Source organism: Luteibacter sp. (genome assembly GCF_009912395.1).
Lineage (GTDB): Bacteria > Pseudomonadota > Gammaproteobacteria > Xanthomonadales > Rhodanobacteraceae > Luteibacter.
In genome coordinates this window covers 128,894-152,946 of sequence record NZ_WNDO01000007.1, presented here as the reverse complement: position 1 = coordinate 152,946, position 24,053 = coordinate 128,894, and the positions used below count along the sequence as shown (strand labels likewise).

At 68.9% G+C, this 24,053-nt stretch carries 17 protein-coding genes; all 17 read right to left on the bottom strand.

All coding sequences use genetic code 11. The features are described 5' to 3' along the window. Positions 1-13: 13 nt before the first annotated feature. The 17 genes from GAK28_RS09105 to GAK28_RS09025 all read right to left on the bottom strand — a co-directional run bounded on the left by GAK28_RS09105 (position 14) and on the right by GAK28_RS09025 (position 24,025). Entirely contained in the window at positions 14-445 is a 432-nt protein-coding gene (locus GAK28_RS09105; protein ID WP_291777463.1) for an Rrf2 family transcriptional regulator, read from the bottom strand. Positions 446-462: 17 nt separating this feature from the next. Next, a complete protein-coding gene (locus GAK28_RS09100) occupies positions 463-1,374 on the bottom strand; it encodes an NAD(P)/FAD-dependent oxidoreductase (protein ID WP_291777461.1) in 912 nt (303 codons plus the stop codon). Between the two features lie 81 nt (positions 1,375-1,455). Further along, a complete protein-coding gene (locus GAK28_RS09095; protein ID WP_291777459.1) occupies positions 1,456-2,169 on the bottom strand; it encodes a 4'-phosphopantetheinyl transferase superfamily protein in 714 nt (237 codons plus the stop codon). Between the two features lie 17 nt (positions 2,170-2,186). Further along, a complete protein-coding gene (locus GAK28_RS09090; RefSeq protein ID WP_291777456.1) occupies positions 2,187-4,268 on the bottom strand; it encodes a gluconolaconase in 2,082 nt (693 codons plus the stop codon). A gap of 36 nt (positions 4,269-4,304) precedes the next feature. Beyond that, the gene (locus GAK28_RS09085; RefSeq protein ID WP_291777453.1) at positions 4,305-5,729 is read right to left on the bottom strand and encodes an isochorismate synthase; all 1,425 of its coding nucleotides are present in this window, start codon (positions 5,727-5,729) and stop codon (positions 4,305-4,307) included. Next, positions 5,726-6,040: an isochorismate lyase gene (locus GAK28_RS09080; RefSeq protein WP_291777450.1), complete on the bottom strand. Its 315-nt coding sequence runs from the start codon at positions 6,038-6,040 to the stop codon at positions 5,726-5,728. Before GAK28_RS09080 ends, GAK28_RS09085 begins: the two co-directional genes overlap by 4 nt. Continuing rightward, complete coding sequence (locus GAK28_RS09075) at positions 6,037-6,786, bottom strand: alpha/beta fold hydrolase (protein WP_291777447.1); 750 nt, start codon at positions 6,784-6,786, stop codon at positions 6,037-6,039. The genes GAK28_RS09080 and GAK28_RS09075 overlap by 4 nt, the downstream gene beginning before the upstream one ends. Then, positions 6,783-8,390 (bottom strand): AMP-binding protein, encoded by a 1,608-nt coding sequence (locus tag GAK28_RS09070; RefSeq protein WP_291777444.1) that lies wholly within the window; start codon positions 8,388-8,390, stop codon positions 6,783-6,785. The genes GAK28_RS09075 and GAK28_RS09070 overlap by 4 nt, the downstream gene beginning before the upstream one ends. After that, a complete protein-coding gene (locus GAK28_RS09065) occupies positions 8,380-9,099 on the bottom strand; it encodes a VOC family protein (RefSeq protein ID WP_291777441.1) in 720 nt (239 codons plus the stop codon). Before GAK28_RS09065 ends, GAK28_RS09070 begins: the two co-directional genes overlap by 11 nt. Beyond that, entirely contained in the window at positions 9,096-10,211 is a 1,116-nt protein-coding gene (locus GAK28_RS09060) for a Gfo/Idh/MocA family oxidoreductase (protein ID WP_291777437.1), read from the bottom strand. Before GAK28_RS09060 ends, GAK28_RS09065 begins: the two co-directional genes overlap by 4 nt. Further along, on the bottom strand, positions 10,208-11,395 hold the full coding sequence (locus GAK28_RS09055) for a cytochrome P450 (RefSeq protein WP_291777434.1): 1,188 nt from the start codon (positions 11,393-11,395) through the stop codon (positions 10,208-10,210). Before GAK28_RS09055 ends, GAK28_RS09060 begins: the two co-directional genes overlap by 4 nt. A gap of 8 nt (positions 11,396-11,403) precedes the next feature. Beyond that, positions 11,404-12,828, bottom strand: a complete 1,425-nt coding sequence (locus tag GAK28_RS09050) for a class I SAM-dependent methyltransferase (RefSeq protein WP_291777431.1) — start codon at positions 12,826-12,828, stop codon at positions 11,404-11,406. After that, positions 12,825-13,958: a class I SAM-dependent methyltransferase gene (locus tag GAK28_RS09045; RefSeq protein WP_291777428.1), complete on the bottom strand. Its 1,134-nt coding sequence runs from the start codon at positions 13,956-13,958 to the stop codon at positions 12,825-12,827. Before GAK28_RS09045 ends, GAK28_RS09050 begins: the two co-directional genes overlap by 4 nt. Next, entirely contained in the window at positions 13,955-15,064 is a 1,110-nt protein-coding gene (locus tag GAK28_RS09040; RefSeq protein WP_291777425.1) for a saccharopine dehydrogenase NADP-binding domain-containing protein, read from the bottom strand. Before GAK28_RS09040 ends, GAK28_RS09045 begins: the two co-directional genes overlap by 4 nt. Continuing rightward, on the bottom strand, positions 15,061-16,803 hold the full coding sequence (locus GAK28_RS09035) for an ABC transporter ATP-binding protein (protein WP_291777422.1): 1,743 nt from the start codon (positions 16,801-16,803) through the stop codon (positions 15,061-15,063). The genes GAK28_RS09040 and GAK28_RS09035 overlap by 4 nt, the downstream gene beginning before the upstream one ends. Next, the gene (locus tag GAK28_RS09030; protein WP_291777420.1) at positions 16,803-18,560 is read right to left on the bottom strand and encodes an ABC transporter ATP-binding protein; all 1,758 of its coding nucleotides are present in this window, start codon (positions 18,558-18,560) and stop codon (positions 16,803-16,805) included. The genes GAK28_RS09035 and GAK28_RS09030 overlap by 1 nt, the downstream gene beginning before the upstream one ends. After that, complete coding sequence (locus tag GAK28_RS09025; RefSeq protein WP_291777418.1) at positions 18,557-24,025, bottom strand: non-ribosomal peptide synthetase; 5,469 nt, start codon at positions 24,023-24,025, stop codon at positions 18,557-18,559. Before GAK28_RS09025 ends, GAK28_RS09030 begins: the two co-directional genes overlap by 4 nt. Positions 24,026-24,053: the final 28 nt, after the last annotated feature.

Sequence of the window (24,053 nt, the reverse complement as noted above, 5' to 3'; positions counted from 1 at the left end):
TCGGCACGTGATCTTAGCGATAGGCCGCCACGCGCTTCTCGAAGCCTTCCATGATGTCGGAGAGCCGGATCTCGGCGAACCGACGCAGCAACTGCGCGCGTGCCTCGTCGAGCGTGCGCTCCAGGGCCTGGTTCACCTCCTGCTCGACCAGGCATTCGGGCTCGGCGTTGGAGAATCCCAGGGCGAACAGGGAAGGCGAATCGATGGCCTCGTAGACCTGGGCCAGCGTGATCTCGGACAGCGGCCGGTTCAGGCGCCAGCCGCCGCCGGGACCGCGCCCGGAGACGACCAGTTCCGCCTTGCGCATGCCCGCCATCGTCCGCCGGACGACAGCCGCGTTGGTGCCGAGCATGCGGCCGATTTGCTCGGAGGTGAGCGTGGCGTCCTGGCCCGCCATGTGGATCAGGACGTGGAGCATGCGCGAAAGGCGGCTGTCGTGTCTCAAGGAAACTACCTGTGGAGTCAGTGGGCGGCGCCCTCCAGCCCGAAAACGAGCGAGCGGTGCGCCGCGGCGCCGGCACGGACGCCGTCGGCGACGGCGAATGCCAGCGCGCCACCGGGGCGTGCCGCATCGCCACCGGCGAAGACGCCGGGGACCGACGTGGCGCCCATCATATCCACCCTGATGAATTCGCCCATGGGGGTATCGTCGAACGCGCAGCCTAGCGCGGCGGGCAAGGGACTTGCCTGGGCCGCCAGCGTGGGCACGAACAGGCCGGCGAGCGTTACGGTCCGGCCGTCGGTGAGGCGCAGACTGGCGCCGTCGCTCTCCGCAAAGCCCTCCACTGGGGTGCGTTCCAGCCGCACGCCTCGGGTGACGATGAGGCGGCGCTGCTCTTCGTCGAGGTCCACGCCGTCCTGCAGGAACAGCGTCGTCGGGCCCCAATCAGGCAGCAGCGTCGCGAGATGAAAGGCCAGCGGCGTGGTCGCCAGCAGGCCGATCGGGCCTCCGTCCAGTTCGTAGCCGTGGCAGTACGGACAGTGGAAAACGCTGCGCCCCCAACGCTCCTTCAGGCCGTGCAGCGGCGGCAGGCGATCGCGGATGCCCGTGGCTAGCACCAGCCGCCGGGCGTGCACGGGGGCCTGGCCGACCAGGTCCACCTGGAAGCCGTCGTCGTCGATCCGATGCGCCGAGATCGCCTCGCCGTCCAGCCAGGTCACACTGGGGTAGCGGAGCAACTGCACCTTGCCGAGGGCGGCGATCTCGGCGGGCGATTCGCCGTCGCGGGTCAGGAAACCGTGGGCATGGGTGGCCGGGGCATTGCGCCGCTTGCCGCTGTCCAGCACCAGCACGCGCCGGCGTGCCCGGCCCAGTTGCAGGGCCGCCGACAGGCCCGCATAGCTGCCACCCACCACGATCACGTCGTAACTCATGTTCGATCCTCCATTTGAAACAACAGAAGATACGAAATCATGCTTTCGTTTTCGTGTCAAATGAAGTTACGAATTTAAGGCCTACCAGGCGCAGCTCGTGAGCAGGACGCCCGGCGAGGGCTCCACCCAGCGGACGACGTGGCGCTGGCCGGTGGGCAGCGCTGGAGCGAGGGTCTCGACGATACGTGTGTCGAGCGTGGCCTGATGGGCATCGCAGGCGTCGATACGCAGGGCGCTGAAGTCGAAGAAATGGCCGACGGTGGCGGCGGTGGCCTTGTAGAAGCTTTCCTTCGCCGAAAAGGCGAGGGTCAGGGCGTAGGGCCAGCCACGGGCGGCGGCGAGGGAGGCCAGCACCGCTTCCTCGTGCGCGACCAGCGCAATGCTGCGGATGGCTTCGGTGTGTTCGGCGGCGCCGATGCGCTCCACATCGATGCCGATGCCGTTCACGCCCGCCGTGGTGGTAACCGCGATGGCGGCGGCGATGCCGGTGGCGTGGGAGATGCTGCCGATGAAGCCGGCAGGCCAGCAGGGCGCGCGATCCGGCCCGATGGACAGGTCCGTCGCGTCGCTGCCGGCCTCGCGTAGCGCGGCGAGGGCGGCGCGTCGTCCGGCAAGGTATTCGGCCTGGCGCTTCGGCACGCTGCGGACGATGGACGTGGGCCTGGCCACGCCGTGGCGATGGAAATCGTCTTCGGCGAACGTGGCGACATCAAAGGCCAGCACGAAGGCCTCGGGCAAGGCGACGGGATGCGTGCCCAGCCCGAGCCGGTGGAAGGGCGTGCGCTCGTGGTCCATGCCGGCAGCTTAGCCGATCAACGGATGACGATCGGGACGTCGGCGTTGCGCTTCGCCCGGTTGCCGGCACGGTCTTCCGCGACGATGCGCAACGTGTACTTGCCCGGCGCAAGCCCGGAGACGTCCCAATGGCCTTCGCTGGCCACGCCGTTGCGCAGCACGTTCGTCACCATGTAGAGGAAGCGCGTGCGTGCGCTGCCGTGCACCGTCTCGCCACTGTCCGCCGCGTAGATGATCCGGGGCGCGACATCGTCGGTCGGTAGGCGGTCGAAGACGAGGTTCATCTTCGGCGCCTCGAAGCCGGCCACGGGCTTGCCATCCTCGCCGAGCAGCTGGTACCCGAGGGCGTAGAGGCCGAGCTTGCGACGGGGCAGGTTGTCGTCGACGTGGTCCCAGGCTTCCACCACGATGTCGACAGGGCCGCCGTTGCGGGCGAGCGTGAAGCCATCGCGCGTGCGCTTGATCGCCTTGCCCGAGGTGTCGCGCAGTTCCACCTTGTCGATGACCGGCGCGATATGGTCAGTGAAGCCGGTGAACCCCAGGTCGATTGGGTTGCGCGATTCGAGGTTGCCGGTAAGTTGCAGATGGGTGTGCGCCATGGCGTTGACCGTGCCCAGCACGTCACCGACATGGAAGCGCGTGCCGCGACGCACTTCCACGAAATCCGGCTTGCCGTCGTCGCCTAGGCGCAGCCGCAGGCGTTTCGGATCGAGTGGACGGCCATCGGCATCGCGCCCGATGCGGGTGTGGATGTAGTCGATATCGCCAATACCGATGCCTTCGCTCAGCTTGCCGTAACCCCAGGCCGCCAGCGGATCGCTCACCTTGCCATCGGCGATGGCGAGCACCCTGGCGCCGACATCGGCGCGCACGTCCACGCCCAGGTGAAGATGGTCGCGACTTTCGCCCTTGTCGTTGCCGCGGACCTCGCCAGCCACGCCGACGATTTCGTGCCATCCGTCTTGCGGCGCGCTGGGCCAGCGGCCATGCGTCTGCGGCAACGGCGCATCGGGCGACGGGCCGGTGGGGGCAAGCGGGCCTTGCGTGTCGTCGATGCGATACACGCGTGCGGCCGTCGCGTCGCTGACCACAAGACCAGGGCTGGCCAGCGCCAGGCCAGTCACGCGCGAGAGCACATCGTGGCCGTCCTGGTCACCGGTAACGACGGTCATGCCGCCGTCGTGGGTGAAGCGGAATACCTGGCCGTGCGCCGCGTCGGCCACGTAGATGGCGTCCTTCTCGGCCACGATGGCGAAGGGGGTGCGTATCGGCGCGTCGTGGTCCTTCGGCTCGGAATGCACGAACGTACTGACCGCGCCATCGGCGGCGATATGGCGGATGGCGCGGTTGCGTGCGTCCGCGACCCAGAGTGAACCGTCCGGATCGACGGCGCGCGCCACCGGCGTGTCGAAACGCGCCTGGGCGCCGGGGCCATCCTGGAAGCCCGGTGTGCTGCCCGCCACGGTGGTGATGGTGCCATCGGCGGCGATGCGGCGGATACGGTGGTTGTAGGTGTCGGCGACATAGACATCGCCTTTGGCATCCACGGCCACGCCGATGGGCCCGGCGAAATCGCCGGCGCCATGACCGCCGGCCAGCGTCGTCACCTTGCCATCGGGCGTGATTCGTCGAATCGCATCGTTGCCCGTGTCGGCGACGTAGAGGTTGCCCGCATCGTCCAGTGCCAGGCCCGAGGGCGTATCAAACCGCGCCAGGTTCGCGGGACCGTCGGCGTAGCCGCTGCCGGCACCGGCGAACGTGGCGACATGCCCCTGCGCATCGATCACGCGGATACGGTCGTTGTCGCCGGCATCGGACACGAAGACGCGACCGTCAGGCGCGACGACGACACCCCAGGGATCGGCGAAGCGCGCATCGGCGCCATCGCGCAGGCCAGCGATGCCATCGCCAGCCAACAGGTGCAGGTGCGCGGGAAGCTCGCGGAAACGCGGTGCCGGCGCACCGGCGCGCAAGGGCGATTCCGGTGGCCTGACCTCGGCGACGGGCACATGGCGATAGCGATCAACGAAATAGCCGGCGGCCACGACGACGGCAAGCACGAACAGCACGAGCAACAGCGACTTGGTATGCCTCACCATCGAGGGGTCCTTCCGGATGATTCCCGGAAGGATAGCTCAGGACATGGCGGGATCCGCGTGGAGGGTGGGAACGTGGCGTATCGCACCGTGCGCTAGCGCGTCACGCATCTGCGTGAGTTTCAGGCAGGTCTCCGTGTATTCCGCCACGGGATCCGACCCCCGTACGATGCCGCAACCGGCGTACATGCGGCAGTCCCCATCGCGGACCAGGGCCGAGCGCAGTGCGACCAGGAAGTCGCCGTCGCCCCGTCCGTCCACCCAGCCGACGGGTGCCGCGTACCAGCCACGGTCGAAGCCTTCGTGAGCGCGGATGTGTCGCATGGCGTCATCGCGAGGAAGCCCCGCCACCGCGGGCGTTGGGTGCAGGGCGGCGACCAGGTCGAAGATGCCGGTGCCGTCGCGAAGTTCGCCGCGGATGGGGGTACAAAGGTGTTGGATGCGTGGAAGGCGTTTCACCTCGGGTGTCGCCGGTACGTTCAACGCCACGGTATGCGGCGCAAGCGCGTCCACGATGGCACGGACCACCAGTTCGTGCTCGTGGCGATCCTTCGTGCTGTCGATGAGCGCACGGGCCAGGGCGAGATCCGCCGCCTCGACGTCGTCCCGGCGAATGGAATCGGCGAGCGCATGGGTTTTCAGGTGCCCCCCTTCGACGCGCACGAGGCGTTCGGGCGTGGCGCCGAGGAAGCAGGCGTCGCCCCGGGCGAAGGCGAACACATGCGCATTGCTCGCCTGTTCGTCCAGGCGTCGCAGGAGCGTGGCGACCGGTAGCCGACCCGCATGGCGCTGGCAGGCTTCGCGCGCCAGTACGACTTTCAGGAAGCGATCGTCGTCGATGGCGTCCAGGGCCTGTTCGACCTTGCACCGCCAGTCCGCGGAGGGCAGTTCGATGGAATGCAGCGGCTCGGGCAAGGGATGCATGGTGGATGGCGCCGTCTCGGATACTTCCAGCCATGCGAGGCAAGCCTCCGCCTCGGCGTCCACGTCGGCGGAGGCATCGAGCATGCGTTGCACGATGAGCCGATGCGTCTGGCCGTCGCTGGCCAGGACGAGGGCGGGTACGGCGAGGTCGGCGCCGTCGAATCCTCGCCAGTGCTTGGCGTGCGCGCCTTCGCTGTCGAAGCGGCAGCCACCGATGGCCAACGGCGCATGGCCGCCCTGGACCACGGCATCGTCGATCAACGTTTTCCAGCGCGCGGCGAGTGTGGCGAAACGGCCGTTACCGGAAGCCGCCAGGGTAGCGACGCGTCCGTGACCGCAAAGGGTCAGCGACGGCTCGCGAGCCTTCCAGTAGAACGCGTCGCCACAGGTGTCGTACCAGCGGGCGAAGTAGTCCAGCGAAGGCGGCATCGCGACAGGCATACCCACGGAAGCGAGAACGGCGGTTCCCTTGCGTCGAGCGCGCGCGACCGCTTCCGCGAAGGCCTCCGCCAGCGCGTGACGCGGCGGCTTCGCGTTCATGCGAGCCCCCGCTGCTTCCTCCAGTAGTCGATCTGGCGGGCGATGTACCAGGGGATGATGCGTTCGTACAGTTCGATCACGAAATCGCCGTCGATGCCCGCATCGTCGGCCCAGTGGCGGCGCTCGGGCAGCATCACGGCCACGCGCTCCGGCGCCGGGATGTCGGCTTCGCTGGCCTTGAAATACGAGGCGCGCTCGACATAGCGCATGCGCAGGGCCAAAGCTTCGATGATGCGATGGTCGATATCATCGATCGCGACGCGGATATCGTCGAGGCTCGTGGCCTGCTCGGGAGTCTTGATGTCAGTCATGGGGTCACCGTGGGCTTGAGTCGTGGCAGCAGGCGCTCGATCAGCGCCTCCGGATGCCGTTGCAGGTAGAAGTGGCCGCCCTCGACGTCGTGCAGCGTGAGGGGCGAGAGGCTGAGGTCCTGCCATGCCAGCGCTTCGTCGCGCGTGATCTCGCCGTCGTCGACAGGCAGCACCATGTCGATGGGGGTCTGCAACGGCACGGGAATGGCGCGCCGATAGGTCTCGATCAGGCGGTAGTCCGCCCGCAGCATCGGCAGGAACAGGGATCGCGCTTCGGGATCGTCGAGCAAGGACGGGCGTTGGTCCGCCAGGCGGCGTACGTCGGCCACCAGCGCATCGTCGTCCTGGAGATAGAGGTCGCTTTCGCGCTGGCGATGCGGGGGCGGATGCGCGGAGACGACCAGGCCGGCGCAGAGTGTGCCACGTCGTTCCAGGCGCAGCGCGACCTCGTACGCGATGCTCGCGCCCATGCTGTGGCCGAACAGCAGGAGGGGCCGGTCCATGTGGACGGCGAGCGCGACGACCAGTTCGTCGGCGAGCTTGCCGATGTCGGTGGCGAAGGGATCCGTGTAGCGATCCTCGCGGCCGGGGTACTGCACCGCGAGCAGGTCGATATCGTCGGGCAGCAGGTCGCGCCATCGACGGAAGGCGCTGGCGCTGCCGCCCGCGTGGGGCAGGCAGACCAGCCGGGCGCTCGCGCCCGGGCCGTGGCGAAAACGTCGCAGTGAGGTGCTGGTAACGGTCACGCCGTGGAGCCTTCGAGGATCTGACTCGCCAGCGCGCGGCGGTTGACCTTGCCGAACTTGGTGCTGGGAAAGGCGTCGAGGACCACCAGGCGGTCGGGCAGCTTGAACGCCGCCACGCCAAGCGTGTTGAGGTGCGCCTTCAACGCGGGCAGCGTCGGCGCCTCGCCACGGGGAAGCACGCAGGTGCAGGTGCGCTCGCCCAGCACGTCGTCGGGAATGCCAACGATGGCCACGTCGAGCACGGCGGGATGCGAGAGGAGGAGATTTTCCACTTCCTCGACGGGTACCTTTTCGCCGCCACGGTTCACGACGTCCTTGTTACGACCCTCGACGACCACGTCGCCGTCCGGCGTCCGCCGCACGACATCGCCGCTGCGGTAGTAGCCGTCGGCGGTGAACGCGCGACGGTTGTATTCCTCCGCCCGCCAGTAGCCGCGCAAGGTGTAGGGGCCGCGTACCTGCAACTCGCCGGTACCACCGGGCGCGACCTCGTGGTCGTTCTCGTCGACGATGCGCAGTTCGTCGTCGGGGCTCAGCGGACGGCCCTGGGTATTCACAACCACGTCGTCGGTATCGTCGTGGCGGGTGAAGCAGAGCAGGCCCTCGGCCATGCCGTAGACCTGTTGCAGGCGACAGCCCAGCGTGGGCCGGATGCGCGCCGCCACCTCCGGGTTGAGGCGCGCGCCGCCCACCTGCAACCAGCGCAGGCTGTCGAGATTCGCGTCGACCCAGGCGCGTGCTTCGAGCCACAGCAGCACCAGCGGCGGGATCAGCGCGGTATCCGTGATCCGTTCCCGTTCCACCAGCTCCTGTGCCGTCTCGGGGCTGCCGTCCGCGCACATCACGACGGTGCCACCGACATGCAGCGTGCCGAGGATGCCGGGGCAGGCGAGCGGGAAGTTGTGGGCGATGGGCAGCACCGCGAGGTAGCGCGTATCCGCGTCCAGCCCGGCGACGCGGGCGCTTTCGCGCGCGTTGTAGTGGTAGTCGTCGTGCGTGCGCGGGATCAGCTTCGGCAATCCGGTGGTGCCGCCGGAGAGCAGCAATACGGCGACCGATGACGGTGAAGGCGATGGCAACACGACAGGCTCCGCGTCGAGCGCGGCGAAGGCGGTGAATTCCTCCGCGTCGCCAGCCACGAAGACATGACCTACCGAGGGCACTTTTTCGCGCAGCGTGCGTGCCAGTGTCCGATAGTCGAAGCCCTGGTGACGGTCGGCGATGGCGTAGGCCCGGGCGCCCGACAGCTCGGCGAGGTGGACGATCTCGAATTCGCGATGGGCGGGCAGCGCGAGCACGGGAATGACGCCACACCGTTGCAGCGCGAAGAACAGCTGTGCGAACTCGGCGATATTGGGCAGTTGCACGAGCACCCGGTCGCCGGGTTCGAAGCCGAGTGCATGGATGGCCGCGGCCATCCGGTCCACGCGTCGATCCAGCTCGGTGTAGCTCCAGCGGCGCGCGCCGTCCACGATGGCCGTGTGGCCGTGGCGACGGCGTGCGGTGTCGCGCAGCAGGTCGTCGAGCGTGAGCCCGCTCCAGTAGCCGCGGTCGCGGTAGGCTTGTGCGAGCCCTTCGGGCCACGGCGTGAAGTCATGCGACATGGGTGTCTCCGGTGGATATGTCGACGGCCGGGCGGATGTCCGCCCCGTGGCTGAGCGTGGATTCGCAAGGCAGGCGCAGGCCGTCCAGTTCGATGGCGCGCACGGCTGTGACCGACCCTGGCGTCAGCACGAAGTCGGGGTTGTCGCCGATGAGGCGATGCAGTGCCGCGAGATCCGTATCGCGCACGCTCATGTGCACGCGTCGAAGCGCCGTCGCGCCGTTGGCGTGGTCGACGTGGGCGGGATGTTGCGGTGGGTCGTAGGGCGACACGAGGAAGGGCAGGCGGTCGTTGCGCGGATAGGCGAACTCGAAGCGGATGCGCTGTCCGTCGGGACGCGTGCGCACCCAGCGGACCGCACGACCCATGGGGATGCCGTCCTGGCGAAGCGTATCGACGGTCAGCCCCAGGTCCTGCGTGTGAACCTGCAAGGCGACATCGCAGAAGCCTTCGCCGCCGGCTGGCCAACGCAACATGCGCGCGCTGGCGCCGCGCCCGGCCATCAGCTCGATCGGCCACTTGAACCAGTGCGCGTTCGCGGGCGTGGTCAGCAACTCGATCACCGGGCCCTGGGTGAACCAGATGTGCGCGTGCTTGGCCCGCGCGGGATCGGTGGCGTAGTCGACCCGGAAGCCGAGTCGGCGGAAGTCGCCGACGGCCTGGTGGATGTCGGCCACCCACAAGAGGACGTGGCTGCATGCATGGGTCATGGGGCGATGGACTCCGTGGAGGCGATGGCATCGACGGCTGCGCGCAGGGCATCGAGCGGTATCGGCTGGGGTGTGTCGGGGCGGATGAGGGCGGGCATGCCCAGGCGCTGGCTCGCGTCGTTCCAGGCCTGCGAGACGTCCATCGCCCAGGTGCCGGCGGCGCGGCGTAGCGCGGGATCGTCGATGGATGCCTTCAGATCGTGCAGCGCCACCAGCACGGCCCGCGGCCAGGTCTCGTCGAACGCGTCGTGCCAGCGTTCGCCGGGCGGCGGCCCGAGGATGTCGGTGCTGGGGACATCGAGTCGGTCGGTGCCGGGACCGGAGGTCGTCAGGCGCCCATCGGCAGCGCGCGGTGCGTGCAGCCGCGCATGCCAGAGCACCGGGCCGTGCAGCTCCGGCAGCGCGAGGACGCCGCCGTCGAAACCGATGGCGACCTGACCCAGCAGAAAGGAATGGTTGTCCGGATCGTCCGGATGCACGGCGTTCTGCACGCGCAGGCAGAGCGGTACGTCGTGCAGGCGGCCGTGCAGGGTGGTGAAGGGATGCCCTGTGTCGTCCATGGCTGGCGAACCGAACGACCAGGGGCGCAGGCCACCCAGCGCGCGTCCGACGAGGTCGAGCAGCGGGTAGAGCATCTGGCTGTTGCAGGCGATGTCGACGTAGGCCGGCACCTGGTGCTGCCGCGCCACCGTGGCGGCGGCGAGGAAACGACGCACCGGCGCGAGGTTGGGATGCAACGTGTTCACCGCGTAGGCCGCGCCGCCTTGCCGCGCCGCATGCAGGCAGGTCGCGATCTCGTGGTGGTGGACGGGATGTTCCTGCAGCACATGGATGCCGCGGCGCAGGAAGTGCATGGCGAGTTCGCTACCGGGCCCGCCCGTGGCGCCGGAGCGCACGACGACGCAGACGATGTCCGTATCGTCGGGCACGTCGGCGGGATCGACATGGAGCGGCACGCCCAGGCGGGCGGCGATGTCCTGCGATGTAGCGCCGCCGCGTGCGAGCACGCCCGTGAGGCGGAAGGCGGGATCGGCCTTGGCCAGGGCGTCCAGATAGACGCGCCCGAAGCCGGTGCCGGCGACGACGACGTTCAGGGGGCGGACTGCGCTCACCAGCTCACCGGCATGTGCGTCGGACCACGGAAGAAACTCTGGGTCTTCCACGTCACTGGGCCCGCGAGGCGTAGCGGTGGCATGCGTTCGAGCAGGGCGCGCAGCGCTTCCTGGAGTTCGACGCGGGCCAGCGTGGCACCCACGCAGGCATGCATGCCGCAGCCGAAGGCGAAGTGCCCGCGCGCGTCGCGATCGAAGTCGAGTTCTTCCGGCAGCTTGAATCGCTGCGGGTCGTGATTCGCCGCGCCGATGGAGGCGAACACCGGTTCGCCCTGGCGGACCAGGGTGTCGCCCACCTGCACGTCCTCGGTGGCGTAGTGCACGAACATCGCGGCGGAAGCCAATGGCACGAAGCGGAGCAGTTCCTCCACGGCTCCGTCGATGAGATCAGGCTCGCGTCGCAGGCGCTCCTGGGCATCCGGATGCTCCAGCAGCGTGTGCATGAAGTTGGGGATCTGCGACGAGGTGCCTTCGTAACCGGCGACGAGGATCGCGATGCACAGCGGTACCATCTCCTGCGCGCTCAGGCGGTCGCCGTCGTCGTGTGCGGCCAGCAGGGCCGTCATCAGGTCGTCGCGCGGTTCGGCGCGACGGGCGGACATCAGGCCCATGATGTACTGCGCCAGTTCGCCGAGGTGGCGTTGCGTCTGTTCGGCGGCGGAGGCATCCGTGGACAGCAGCGAGTCGTTCCACACGCGGAACTTCGCCTGGTCGTCTTCCGGCACGCCGAGCAGCTCGCAGATCACCGAGATGGGGATCGGCAGCGCGTAATCCTCGACGAGGTCGGCCGACGGACCCTTTTCGAGCATGCGGTCGATCAGCGCGTGCGACAGCGAGCGCACGTGCGGACGGAGCGATTCGACTTGGCGCTGGGTGAAGGCCTGGGTGACGAGCTTGCGGATACGGGTGAGGTCCGGCGGGTCCATCATCACGATGCCGCCTGCGACGCGCGCGAAGGCGCGCGGCACGTCGGTCCGGCGGGTGGCTTCGGCGCGACTGAAGCGTTTGTCGGACAGCACGAGGCGCACCTCGTCGTAGCGCGTGGCAAGCCACGCCGGCTCGCCGAACGGCAGGCGAATACGGGTAAGTCCGGGCTGGGCCTGAGCGCGCCGATAGTCGTCGGCGAGCCGGAGGTCTTCGAAGCCGTTGAACGGGTAGGCGAGGGGCTGGGCGGGGAGGGACATGGTCGGCTTCACGTGCGGACGGCCGGACGCGCCGCGAAGACGCGATGGCCGAGTGGGCTGAGGGGATGGTCGGGGTGCGGGAGATCCACGACCGGTTCCAGTCCGGCACCGCGCAAGGCATCGAGCCATTGCGCGTGGGAGAGAAAGGTGGACTGGCTGGCGGCGCGTTCGTCGTCGGGTTCGGCGAGCATGAACGCCTGGGACGCCATCACCCAATACTCCTCGCGCGTCGGCTCGCTGATCACCAGCCAGCCATCGTCGGCCAGCAGCGAGGCCAGCCAGCGTAGCGACGCGTCAGTGTCGCGGGCGGCGTTGAGCACGCCGCCCGCGACGACGACATCGAACGAGCTGGGCACATGGCCTTGGTCCTCGGCGGAACGGTCGATGTCGTAGAGGCCGGTGCGCAGTCCGGGGTGGTGTTGCGCTACCTGTTGGGTAAAGAAGCGCGATACGTCGGTGAACAGGTAATCCACGTCGTATCCGTCGAGCAGGGGCAGCACGCGATCGGTGGTCGCGCCGGTACCGCCGCCGACCTCCAGGACGCGCAGGCGCTGTCCGCCGCGCCTCCGCGCGATCTGGGCAACGCAGGTGGCGACGGCGGCATGCTGGTAACGGGCGGCGACGCTTTCCCGATACACCGCACGGGCGAGGCGGGTGTCGCCTTCGGGAAACAGCAGGTGCACCGCCTGCGTGCGGCCGTCGATCAGGGCGGGCAGCTCGGCGGAGGCGTCGCGGGCGAAGCGCAGGGTCTGCGTCGTATCGCCAGCGGCGCGCCATAGGTGCTCTACCTGCGACCAATCCGGTGCCATCTCGCCCGCGACGCTTTCCGCCGGAACGCGATAGGTATCGCCTTCACGACGCAGCAGGCCTTCGGCCGTGAGGACACGCAACCAGCGACGCAGCAGGTTGCGTTGCGTGGCGTGCGCGTTCACGCGTTCCAGCACCTCGTTCGCGATAAGCGCTTCGCCGGACCGCTGGAACGCACCCACCCGGACGAGACCGTCGAGCATGCTGCGTAGCGCTGCATGCGACAGCGCTTCGGCGGCGGCGATACCCGCCGCGTAATCCGTGCCGGCCAGCAGGCGTTCGGCGTCATTCGCCACGGCACCGTTCGATAGGTCAGGGGTGGCTGCGGGTGTCGATAGCACTTCCACCGCGAAGCGTGGCGCAGCGCCGCTCGGTGTCGCTGGGTCACCGACGAGATAGACGGTGTCGAGCGCGTCGAGATCGGCGAGATCGAAAGCGGGATGTTTCCGCAGCGCGTCGAACTGCGCACCGGTAAGCACCGCGTGCGTTGCGCGCAGGCGTTCCAGGCCGACGAGGAGTTTCCCGGCTGCGGCGACATCGAGTCGATGCACATCCGCGCCGGGATGCCGGGCGAGCACGTCGTCGCATGCCGCGTCGGGGCTCGCGGCGATGACGAGGATGGTCATGGATGGTTCTCCGCGGCCTGGGCGAGGAAGAGGTACTGACCGCCGCGCCGGAGCGTGCCGGCCGCGTGGTCGGGAAGCGTGGCGAGCGAGGTGAAGCCTGCCGCGGCGAGCCGCTGCGACCAGCCGGCCTCATCGAGGAAGATCTCGCCCGTCGCCGCGCGGGCATCGCCGCTACCGGCCATCGTCTGGCCGGGGCCAGGCGATAGCAGGAACTGCATCGAGGTCAGCAGGATGCGGTTGTCGGCGACGGCCTCGGAAAACACCAGCCAGCCCCCGGGGACCAGCGCGGCATGGATCGAACGCAGCGTGCGATCGACATCGCGTGCGTTGTGCAGCACGTTGCCCGCCACGACCACGTCGAAGCTCCCTGTCGGTGCACCTTGCGCGTCGAAATCGCGGTCGATGTCGAGCACCGCGTGGCGGACGCCGGGCAGGCCCATGGCCTGAATGAACAGGCGCGACACGTCGGTAAAGAGATAGTCGACCGGGCGTCCTTGCAGCGCGTCGAGGACGGCCGCCGTCGTGAGCCCGGGGCCGCCGCCCAGTTCGAGGAGCCTCAGGCGTGGACCCTGCGCGGGGCATTGCCGCAACCCTTCGCCGCACGCCGCGTTCACGTAGGCGGTGAACGGGTTGCTCTGGTAGGCGGCGAGGGATTCGATGATCCGGCCATCCGGAAACAGCAACGATGACATCGACACTTCGTCGCGCAGCAATGCGTCGAGGCGATCGAGCATGGCCTGGTGCAGCCGTGCAAGCCGCTCGGGAAAGCCGAGCGCGGCGTAGTCCGCGGCAAGATCGCCCTCGACCGTGAACACATGATCGGGGCGATCGCGCCAGGTGTCGCCCTGGCGCTCGATCGCACCGGAGGCTTCCAGCGCGACCAGCCAGCGCGCGAGCAGCCAGCGATGACGTGGTGCGACGTGGATCGTGCCGGCGATGGATACCGTGTCACGCCATGTGTCATCGATGGCGCGATGCCGGCGCAGCAGCTCAATCTGTGCGGACAGGCTGCGATGCTCCAGCCGTTCGAGGGCAGGCTCGCAGGCGGGCAATGCGTTCAGTCCCCCAGGCAAGGCCCGGGCCAGCGCGGCGAGGCCGCTCTCGTGGGCCCGCGTGGCGTCGATCGTCATAGCGCGCCCTCTTCGGCGTGCCATAGACGCGACGGATGGCCTTCCACGACGACGAAGGCGTCGAAGACATGCAGCGCACGGAGGCAAGCGATGGTCGCGGAGGGATCGAGCACATCGGCCGCATGGTGAATACCGACCGGTGTCGCGCCCCGTGCGACGGCATCACTGGCGACCGCTGCGAACGCGCCGCTCAGGCTGCCGTTGCCACCCGCCTGCACGCGCACGCCACGACTGTCGTCGTCGCTATCCAACTGCATGGTGATGCTGACCCTGGGCTGGCGCCCGACCAGGTCGACCGCGCTGGCCAGGCGCAGCATGGCGATCGCTTCATTGCACGGTATGGTGTGCGCGCGTTCGAACACCGACAGCACCTTTCCGTCCTCGATGGCGCTGTACCAGTCGCCTTCGCGGATGCCCGTGGCGCGCGCGACCCGTTCGGCCTCGCGATCGAGGTAGGGCAGCAGGGTAACGGGCCCGGGGAAGCCGGGCACCTGCTGGTCGTCCAGGCGACGCAGCGTCCGCTGGCGCAGGCCGTCACGCCACGCGGCCAGCGTGGTGCTGTCACCCTCGCTGCCCGCGGCGAGGAAATCCCCGGCGGCGGCCACCGTGAATCGATCGAGCACGCCGATATGGCTGGTGAGACGACGCGGTCGTGGCATGTCGAGCGCGAGCCAGCGGGGCAGCAGGCCGCTGAGGCCCGGGCGCATGCCGGCGGAAAGCAGCACGCGGCGGCCATCGCCCTGCGGGGCCGGCAGCGCTTGGGCCAGCGCATCGTCGCCGGCAGCGTCGACATAATCTGTACCGGCACGCAGGGTCGCGACCGCGACGCGATCGCGGATCCGGTGCGAGGGCCCCGCGCAATTGAGCACGACGCGGGCGTCCGCGACGAAGGCGTCGAGCGAACGTCGGTCGAACACGTCGACCACGGCCGTTTCGATGGCGTGACCCGCGTCGCGTAACGGGGCGGCGAGGCCGCGCAGGGCATCGGGGTCGCGACCACCCAGCCGCAGTCGTGCGGACGTGCCGTTGCGCAGGCGCAACCAGTGCCGGACGGCCTGCCGACCGACGTCTCCGTAGGCACCGACGATGGCGAGATCGATCGTCACGATACCGCCTTCGCGGTGAGTCGCCAGCCCTTCGCGCGACGGCGCTCGTGCCAGAAGGCGGCGTAGCGTCCATCGAGCGCGATCAGTTCGTCGTGCGTGCCGCTTTCGGCAATCCGTCCGCCGTCGAGCACGACGATGCGGTCGGCTGCCATCACGGTGGGCAACTGGTGTGCGATGACGATGAGCGTGGCATCGCGACGCAGGCGAACCACGGCCTCCTGCACGAAGCGTTCGTTTTCCGCGTCCAGCGCGGCCGTTGCCTCGTCGAGCAGTACGACGGGGGCCTTCTTCAACAAGGCGCGGGCCAGCGACACGCGCTGGCGTTCGCCACCGGAGAGCGCGCTGCCGCCTTCGCCGACGCGGGTCGTCCAGGCTTCCGGCAGGCGATCGGCGATCTCCTCGACCCCTGCTAGCCGTGCAGCCTCGCGCCATTCGGCGTCGCTGGCATCGGGACGGCCGATGCGGATGTTGGCTTCCAGCGTGTCGTCGAACAGGTAGACGTCCTGCATGACGGGAGCGAGCTGCGCCATGAGTGCCGCGCCGTCCTGCTCGCGCACGTCTACGCCGCCGACGCGGACCTGGCCGCTGCCGACATCGAAGAAGCGCATGACCAGTTTCAGCAGCGTGCTCTTGCCCGAGCCCGAGGCGCCCACGATGGCGGTCATGCTGCGTGGCGGGAAACGCAGGTCGATGCCGCCGACCACGGGTTCGCCGTCGCGATAGGCGAAGCTCACCGCATCGAACTCCACGAGGCCGGGCTCCGTCGCCGCACGTGGCGTCGCCGGTTCGGGCAGCGGCGGCGTGGCGAGGATGTCCGCGAGGCGACGCAGGTCGTTTTCCGCGATGCGTACCAGGCCGCTGTGCGCGGCGGCTTCGGCCAGGGGGCCGACGAAGCGGGCGGCGAGGGCGAGCAGGGCGACGAGGCGTACCGGATCGATCGAACCATGCAGCGCCGACCAGAGGCCGACGGCCACGAGGACGGCGAACGCCAATTGTACGGACAAGCCGCCGGCGAGGATGCGCGGGAAGGTCTGCGCAAGCATCGAACCACCCGCGACGCGCTGCGCGTCGATGGCGGCCTCGAGCGGTGCGTAACCTTCTTCCGTGCGGCCGAAGGCGCAAAAGGTGTGCTGGTTGCGCGCGAACTCGACGACGCGGTTGCTGGCAATGGCGGCCGCGCCATCCACGACATCGTCGTTACGGGCGATGGCATCCGCCGCCCAGCGATGGGCGACGTAGATCAACGGCGAACACAGCAGCGCGGTGACGCCCAGCCGCCAGTCGAGCCAGAGCATCGCGAGCGCGATGACGGCGGGAACGAGGACGCCGGAGACCACCGGGGCCAGCAAGTGGGCGAAGAGGTTCGTCGCCATCATGGTGCCGGAGGTGGCGCTGCGCGACAGGCGCCCGACCTTCTCGGACGAGAACCAGCCCAGCGGCAGGCGCGCGACGTGGTCGCCGAGGCGGCCGTGCAGCGTTTCGAGGATGACCAGCGCAAGGGCGAATCCGCGCATGGACTGGATGTACCGTGCCACGCAGGTCACCGCCGTCATGCCGGCCATGGCGAGCAGCCAGCGCCAGGCCTGGTCGAAGTCGCCATGGAGCAACGCACCGAGCAGCGGCACCAGCAAGACCACGGTCAACGCTTCGAGCACGCTCCATGCGCACAGCCAGGCGAGATAACGATAAAGGCGTCCGTGCTGCGCGGGGCCGAGTACCTGCTTGAGTTCGCCCAGCATCAGGAGATCTTCCTTTCGGGTTCGACGTCTTGCGTCGGATGGCCTGCCTGCCACAGGCGGCGGTATGGGCCCTCGCTGGCGAGGAGTTCTTCGTGGCGACCGTTCTGAACGATGCGTCCTTGGTCGAGTACGACGATGCGATCCGCCGACACGATGCTGGCGAGGCGATGGGCGATCACGATCACGGTGCGATCGCGGGCCAGCGAGGACAGGGCATCCTGGATCTGCGCCTCCGACTCGGGGTCGGCATGCGCCGTGGCTTCGTCAAGCACGAGGATCGGCGTGTCGGCCAGCAGCATGCGGGCGATGGATAGACGCTGGGCTTCGCCGCCGGACAGCACGGCGTCTTCGCCGACGACGCTGTCATAGCCCCGCGGCAGCGCAACGATGCGTTCGTGGATCCGCGCGGCGCGTGCCGCCTCGATCATCTCGGCCTCGCTGGCGTCGGGGCGTCCGAGACGGAGGTTGTCTGCGACGCTGCCATGGACCAACTGCACGTCCTGGAGCACGAAACCGACGTGCCGGTACAGGCGACGCGGATCGATATGCCGTACGTCGACGCCGCCGATCCTGACCCGTCCCTTGTCCACGTCGTAGAAGCGCGGCACCAGGCGTGCCAGCGTGGACTTGCCGGCACCGGACGAACCCACCAGAGCCGTCAGCGTGCCGGGATGGCAGACCAGGTCCACCCCGTCGAGCACGGCGTTCTGGCCGTCATAGGCGAAGCCGACATCCTCGAACACCACGCTGGCGTCGGCCGGCTCTTCCGGATGGACCGGGCGCGGCAGCGGGGAGACCGTCAGCAGTTCTTCGATGCGCCCGGCCGCGGCCTGCGCACGTTTTTGCGCGGTGATGCTCTGGTTGAGCGCCTGCAGCGTCTGCGGTATCACGACGGCGACCAGCACTTCGGCGAACAGGTCCAGCGGGGCGATCCAGCCACGGCCGATCATCCAGATACCACCCGCGAGGCTCACCACCAGGATAACCGGCACCGAGAGCGCCATGGAGGTCAGCGCTTCCAGGCGCAGCAGGGGCCGTACCCAGCCGGCGTAGCGCCGACCGAAGGTGCCGACGGCGTCGTCGTAGGCCTTGTGCGCACGCTGGCCCTGGCCGAAGGCCTTGACCACCGCGATACCGTGGACGAATTCCACGATGGCGGCGCTGACCTTGCCGAAGCTTTCGTCGAGCTGGGTCATCTTGTCGCCGAAGCCGCGCATCATCCACGCGTAGGCCGCCGCGTAGATCGGCCAGGTCAGCACGGCCAGCACGGCGAGGCGCCAGTCGATCCAGCACAGGTAGGCGATGCCGGCGATGGGCAGGGCGATGGCGCCGGCCAGCTCCACGTCGTGGTGCGCGGTGAGGTGGTGCAGGTCGGTCAGGTCGTCCTGCACGGCCTTGCGCACCTGGCCGGAGGTCTTGTCGGAATACCAGCCCAGCGGTACCGCGCCCAGTCGCTCGACCATCGCGCGTCGTAGCGAGGCCTGCAGGCGGTGGTCCGCCAGATGGGTCAGCCACAGGGCCAACCCCGTGCAGCCCCAGCCCAGCGCCAAGCCCATGACCACGATCAGCGCGATCGTGACCACGCGGCCCACGTCCGGTGCGGGCACAAGCAGCGCCCGCGCCAGTTCGGTGAGGCCCACGAAGGGCAGCAGCGCGGTCAGCGCGCCGATCGCGCCCATCCATACGCCACCGCGGACCAGTCCCGAGACGGGGCGTCGCAGTGCGGCGAGTGCCTGCGTCCCTGCGTTGTCGCTCATGCACGCCTCCTTAGCGCGTCGAGGAGATGCGCCGTCACCACCGACACGTGCGGCGGTTCGATGACGCTGAAGTGGTTGCCTGGCACGTCGATCAACCGGAATTCGCCCAGGCAGGTGTCTTCCCAGAACGGTGCGGCGAGATGGCCGACGCCGCCGGTCACGCCGAACGATTGCTGTTCCTCGCAGCGCAGGAAGGTCATGTCGCCCACGAACGGCGGTGGATCGAAGCGCGCCGCGCGCATGCTGTGCCGGCAGACGCGGAAAAGGGCGGGAACCAGTTCGGGGGATACCGGCAGTCCGGCCTGCGACGCGGCTGCGGCGGCATAGCCCGCGAGGCGTTCGTCCTGCGACAGCGCCGCACGCCGCTTCGCTGCCTGCGCGACGATCTCCATGCCCGCGTCGCCTCGCAGCTCGGCCATGGCGCCCGACGGCACCTTCCGGTCGTGATCGGTCATGAGGCGCTCAATGGCACGATACACGTCGGCATCGTCCACCTCGGGCCCGAAGACCGCCTTCACGGGATCGAGGTTGAGGTTGGGCACGAAGATGGCCTCGAAGGCCAATTCCTCGTCGGTGTCGATGAACATCGGGATGCTGTCCACCAGCGACAGATCGACCACATCGAGGCCGCGCTGCAGCAGGCGCCGCGCGACCTCGGTGGCGAGCAGGCCGCCCAGGCAGTAGCCGACGAGCTGGAACCGCGTATGTCCTTCGTCGACCAGGCGCTGGGCGTAGTCGTCGGCGACGGTATCGATCAGCTTGCGCGGGTCGATGGCGAGGTAGCGTTCGGTGTCCGCCACGGCGACACCGATCACCGGCCCTTGTTGCTGCGCGGACAGCGCCTTGCCCAGGTGCTGGAAGTAGTCGAGCGTGCCCAGCGCGGCGTGGAACATGACGCGGGTGACGCCTTCGCCACCACCGAACGGCACGAGCAAGGCGTTGCTGCCTTCGCGTGTTCCTGTTTTCGCTGGTGCCGTCGTGGCGGTGGCGTCCGTGGTGGCGGCATCGCCACGCAACAGCCGGGCCAGTGCCGCGACCGTCGGTTCGTTGAGCATCTGGCGCAGCACGGTGTCGTAGGCGTGGGCGTCTGCACCGGCCACTTCTTCGCGAACGCGATCCGCGACGCGGGCGAGGATCAGCGAATCCGCACCGTGGTCGTAGACGTTGTCGTCGCGTCCCAGCGTCGGGACGCCGAGCGCGTCGGCCCAGATGGCGCAGAGCTGCCGTTCGAGCGGATCGCTTTCGGTGGGCGTCTGGGCGAGATCGTTGGCGACGTGGCGCACACGCCATGTCGCCAGCGCCTTGCGGTCGAGCTTGCCGTTGGCGGTGAGCGGAAGGCGGTCCACCACCTGCAACTGCGATGGCAGCATGTGGGCGGGCAGGCGGTCCGCGAGATGGCGTTGCAGCGAGGTTGCGGAGAGGGCCACGCGGTCGCGCTTGTAGCGCGCGGCGAACAGGCGCATGTGGCCCGGTGCCAGGGCGTGGCCCTCCTCGGGCAGCCGCAGCACGGGCTCGCCGCCGCTGGCGCGCACGGCCTCGTCCCAGCGTTGCGCGGACAGGAAGGGACTGGCACCACGATCGCGGTCGCCGCCGGCCGGGGCCATCATGAAGCCCTGGCTCAGCAGGATGTGCGGATGGTCTACGGTGGGCTCGGTAAACAGGAGCCAGCCATCCGGGGCGAGCAGTTCGCCGATGCGGCGCAGGGCGACATCCGGATCGTGCACGCTGCCGAGCACGCCCGCACAGACCACCACGTCGAACGACGAGGGCGCGATGCCTTGTTCGCGCGGGTCGCGGTCGATATCCAGCAGGCCGTGGCGGATCCACGGGTAGGCCGCGTGGCGTCGTCGTGCCTCGGGCAGGAAGAAGGTGCCCTGGTCGGTGAACAGGTAGTCCACGTCGAGGCCGTCGAGCATCGGAGCGACCACGGCCGTCGTGGCGCCGGTACCCGCACCGATTTCCAGGATGCGCAACGGTGTTCCGTCCTCGCGATGCGATGCGATCTGGCGCAGCAGCGCGGCGAGCGCGTGGTTGTTGTAGCGAGACGCCGGTTCCTCGCCGTAGAGCGCGAGCGCGATATCGTCGCCGCCCTGCGGGAACAGCAATTCGAAGGGATTACAGTGGTCGTCGAGCAGTTCGTCCAGACGGGTCGCGTGGACGCGCAGGTAGTCGATCACCGCGAGGGGCACCTGGGCCTGCGTCGCGCCCGAGGCGACGCGCTGCCATGACTCGGTGACGGTCAAGGTGTCGGGAAGCGTGGACGGACGGTAGCGGTCGTGCTCGTCCCGATCGAGCTGCCCTGACGCGTGCAGGCTTTCGAGCCAGCGACGGACGAGCCAGCGGTGGCGAGCGTGTACCTTGGCCGCGTCGAGGAGGGTATCGGCGCTGGCGGCGGCGCCGTCGTGCCAGGCGCCGCGACGCCACAAGGCATGCAGCATGGACCGGTGCGCGGCGTCGTGGAGATCGAGCACATGCGATGCGTGCGTGGAGGCATAGCCCGATTTTTCCGCGTGCCGGAGCACGCCGCCCAGACCGGGTACGACCTCCGTGGAGGCATCGACCGCCTGGCGGGCGGCCTCGACGAAGCCAAGCAGACTGCGTTCACCGCCGTCGCCTTCCGCGATCACCGCGGCCGCCGCCGACACGCCGGGGTGCGACCACAGTGCCGCCTCGATCTCGCCCAGTTCGATGCGGTGGCCGCGCAGCTTGACCTGGCCATCCTCGCGACCGAGGAATTCCAGTTCGCCGCCGGGCAGGTAGCGGGCGAGGTCGCCCGTGCGGTAAAGACGCTCGCCGCTATCGGGATGACGAACGAAGCGCGCTTCGGTCAACGCCGTGTCGCCGAGGTAGCCCTTGGCCAGGCCCGCACCACCGATATAGAGATCGCCGGGCACCCAGGTCGGCACGTCGCGCATGCGATCGTCCAGTACGCGGAACAACTGGTTGGCGAGGGGCACGCCGTAGGGAATGCTCGTCCACTGCGGTTCGACGGCGTCGATGCGGTGGTAGTTCGACCAGATCGATGCCTCGGTGGCGCCGCCCAGGCCGACCAATGTCAGGTTCGGTAGGTGTCGAAGCGTCTGCGCGGGCAGGTTCAGGGGTATCCAGTCACCGGAAAGCCACGCCTGGCGCAGGCTCGGCAGGGGGCGCGGGTCGCTGTCCAGGTAATGGACGAGCATCTGCCACTGCGCCGGCACCGAGTTCCACAGCGTGATGCCTTCCGCGGCGACGCGCTCCGCCCAATGCGAGGGGTCGGCGCCGCGCGCGGGATCGGGAAGCACGAGCGTGCCGCCGCGGCCCAGGGGGCCGAAGATGTCGTAGACCGAAAGATCGAAGCCGAGCTGTGCAAGGCCAAGCACGCGGTCGTCTTCGCCGATGCCGAAGCGCCGGCCCATGTCGTCGATGGTGTTCAGCGCGGCGCGATGATCGATCATCACGCCCTTGGGTTCGCCGGTGGAGCCCGAGGTGAAGATGACGTAGGCCAGGGTATCCGGGTTCGCGATCGCGTCTGGCGACGTGGCCGATTCGATCGCGTCGCGTGTCGACAGCCAGGTCAGCGACGCGGGCCAATCGCCGTTGTCCACGTTGTTGTGCGTGATGGCGAAACGGATATCGGCCTGTTCGACGATGCGTTCGCGACGCAGGCGAGGCTGCGCCGGATCGATCGGCACGTAGGCACCGCCGGCGAGCAGGACGCCGAGCACCGCGACGATCTGCTCGCAGGACTTGTCCATGGCGACGGCGACGCACTCCCCGGCGACGAGCCCACGGTCACGCAGGACGTGCGCGACTCCGTTCGCGCGGGTGACGAGCTGGCGATAGGTGAGGCTGCCATGCGCATCGATGACGGCGATGTTGTCCGGAAGGCGTGCCGCTTGCGCAACGATGTCGGCGTGAAGCAGGCGCGCTTCCGACGACGTGGCGGTGGTGTTGACCGCGTCGCGCTCTTCGCGCTGCCACGAAGGAAGCCCGATATCGCAGGGCGCACGCCAGGCCTCGGCATCGTCGGCGAGTCGTCCGATGGTGTCCTCGAACGCCGCGAACATGTCGTCGACCATGCCGTCGGGAAAGACGTTCTGGCGCACATCCCAATGCACCGTCAGCCCATCGGGACCGTCGCCCGCCTGGCAATCGAGCAACACCTGCGGGGTTTGCGTGATGCCGTAGCCGGGCTTCCTCCCGCTGGCCGGTACCTCGGTCGACTGCGTGCCGATGGCACCCGTGAAGACCACGGGCATGAGCGCGGCTTCCCGGCCATGTCGTCGCGCGATCTCGCGGACGGTCTCCACGCCGGAGAAAAGGCGGTGATCCAGGTCCGCGAACAGCTGTGCGCCGAGGGCTCGCGCCTGGCTGGCGACATCGCCCGTGACGGGCTGCACTTCGAGGATGCCGACCGACGTGAAGTCGCCGACCAGTCGATCCACCTGGGGATGGATCGGCATGCGGTTGAGCAGGGTGAGGTTGAGCGAGAACGCCGGCTGGCGCGACCATCGCCGGATGACGCTGGCATAGACGGCCAGCAGGCCCGAGGTCGGCGTGACGCCGTGGGATACGGCATGGGCGCGGAACGTCGCCCAGCGTCCGCTGGACAGGTGCAGGGAGTGACGGCGGAAACGCGCGGGTCCTCGGGCCGGGCCACCTTGCCGGAGTGGCAATGACGGTGCGGCGGGCAAAGTGTCGACGCGGTCGGTCCAGTAGCGGCGGTCCTCGCGATAGCGCGCGGTGTCGCGCCACTGGCGTTCCGCGAGCAGGTAGTCGCGGAAGCCGATGTCCAGCGGTGCCAGCTCGTGCGCGCGGCCCGCCACGATGCCATCCAGTTCGTTGAACAGGATGCCCGCGCTGGCCCAGTCGGCGATGAGGGCGTCGAGCGAGAAATGGACGATGTCTCCGTCCGGCGTACGCGTGTGTCGAAGTTCGAACAGCGGCCAGGTGGCGGTGTCGTAGATGCGGTGGTCCATGGCGCTGCGCACGTCGTCGAGGTGCCGTTGCACCGCCGCTGGCGTGGCGTCGCGCAGGTCGACGCTATCGATCCGGACGCAGGGAACCTCGGCCAGCACGTGCTGGTAGCCGTCGCGCTCGATCACGGCCCGCAGCATGTCGTGGCGCTGGACCAGATGGTTCCAAGCGTCTTCCAACGCGTCGGCGGACAGGGTGGGCCAGGTGATTTCGAGGTAGCCATGGCAGGCCACGCCGCCGTAGCCGAAGGACTCCTGCCTGCCCAGCAGGTATGCGGCCTGTACGTCGGTGAGGGGGAAGGGCTCGTGGCGTGCCGTCGCGTCATGGACGATGCCCGAAGGTTGCTCCTTGCCGAGTAGCGCGATGATTTCGGCCTTGTGCGAGCGCAGGGCGTCCTTGTGCGCGTCGGTGAGCACGGCGGCAGGCGCACGGAAACGAAGCTGGCCCTCGTCGGCCCAGAGTTCGACGCCGAGCCGGGTCAGGTCATCGATGATCTGTACGGCGGACATGGTGGGGATTCCTTGGGAGTCGTCGGGG

Excerpts from the sequence above, each read along its gene's own strand:
- GAK28_RS09100 (WP_291777461.1), bottom strand. The coding sequence starts at position 1,374 with ATGAGTTACGACGTGATCGTGGTGGGTGGCAGCTATGCGGGCCTGTCG.
- GAK28_RS09095 (WP_291777459.1), bottom strand. The coding sequence starts at position 2,169 with ATGGACCACGAGCGCACGCCCTTCCACCGGCTCGGGCTGGGCACGCAT.
- GAK28_RS09090 (WP_291777456.1), bottom strand. The coding sequence starts at position 4,268 with ATGGTGAGGCATACCAAGTCGCTGTTGCTCGTGCTGTTCGTGCTTGCC.
- GAK28_RS09085 (WP_291777453.1), bottom strand. The coding sequence starts at position 5,729 with ATGAACGCGAAGCCGCCGCGTCACGCGCTGGCGGAGGCCTTCGCGGAA.
- GAK28_RS09080 (WP_291777450.1), bottom strand. The coding sequence starts at position 6,040 with ATGACTGACATCAAGACTCCCGAGCAGGCCACGAGCCTCGACGATATC.
- GAK28_RS09070 (WP_291777444.1), bottom strand. The coding sequence starts at position 8,390 with ATGTCGCATGACTTCACGCCGTGGCCCGAAGGGCTCGCACAAGCCTAC.
- GAK28_RS09065 (WP_291777441.1), bottom strand. The coding sequence starts at position 9,099 with ATGACCCATGCATGCAGCCACGTCCTCTTGTGGGTGGCCGACATCCAC.
- GAK28_RS09055 (WP_291777434.1), bottom strand. The coding sequence starts at position 11,395 with ATGTCCCTCCCCGCCCAGCCCCTCGCCTACCCGTTCAACGGCTTCGAA.
- GAK28_RS09050 (WP_291777431.1), bottom strand. The coding sequence starts at position 12,828 with ATGACCATCCTCGTCATCGCCGCGAGCCCCGACGCGGCATGCGACGAC.
- GAK28_RS09045 (WP_291777428.1), bottom strand. The coding sequence starts at position 13,958 with ATGACGATCGACGCCACGCGGGCCCACGAGAGCGGCCTCGCCGCGCTG.
- GAK28_RS09035 (WP_291777422.1), bottom strand. The coding sequence starts at position 16,803 with ATGCTGGGCGAACTCAAGCAGGTACTCGGCCCCGCGCAGCACGGACGC.
- GAK28_RS09030 (WP_291777420.1), bottom strand. The coding sequence starts at position 18,560 with ATGAGCGACAACGCAGGGACGCAGGCACTCGCCGCACTGCGACGCCCC.
- GAK28_RS09025 (WP_291777418.1), bottom strand. The coding sequence starts at position 24,025 with ATGTCCGCCGTACAGATCATCGATGACCTGACCCGGCTCGGCGTCGAA.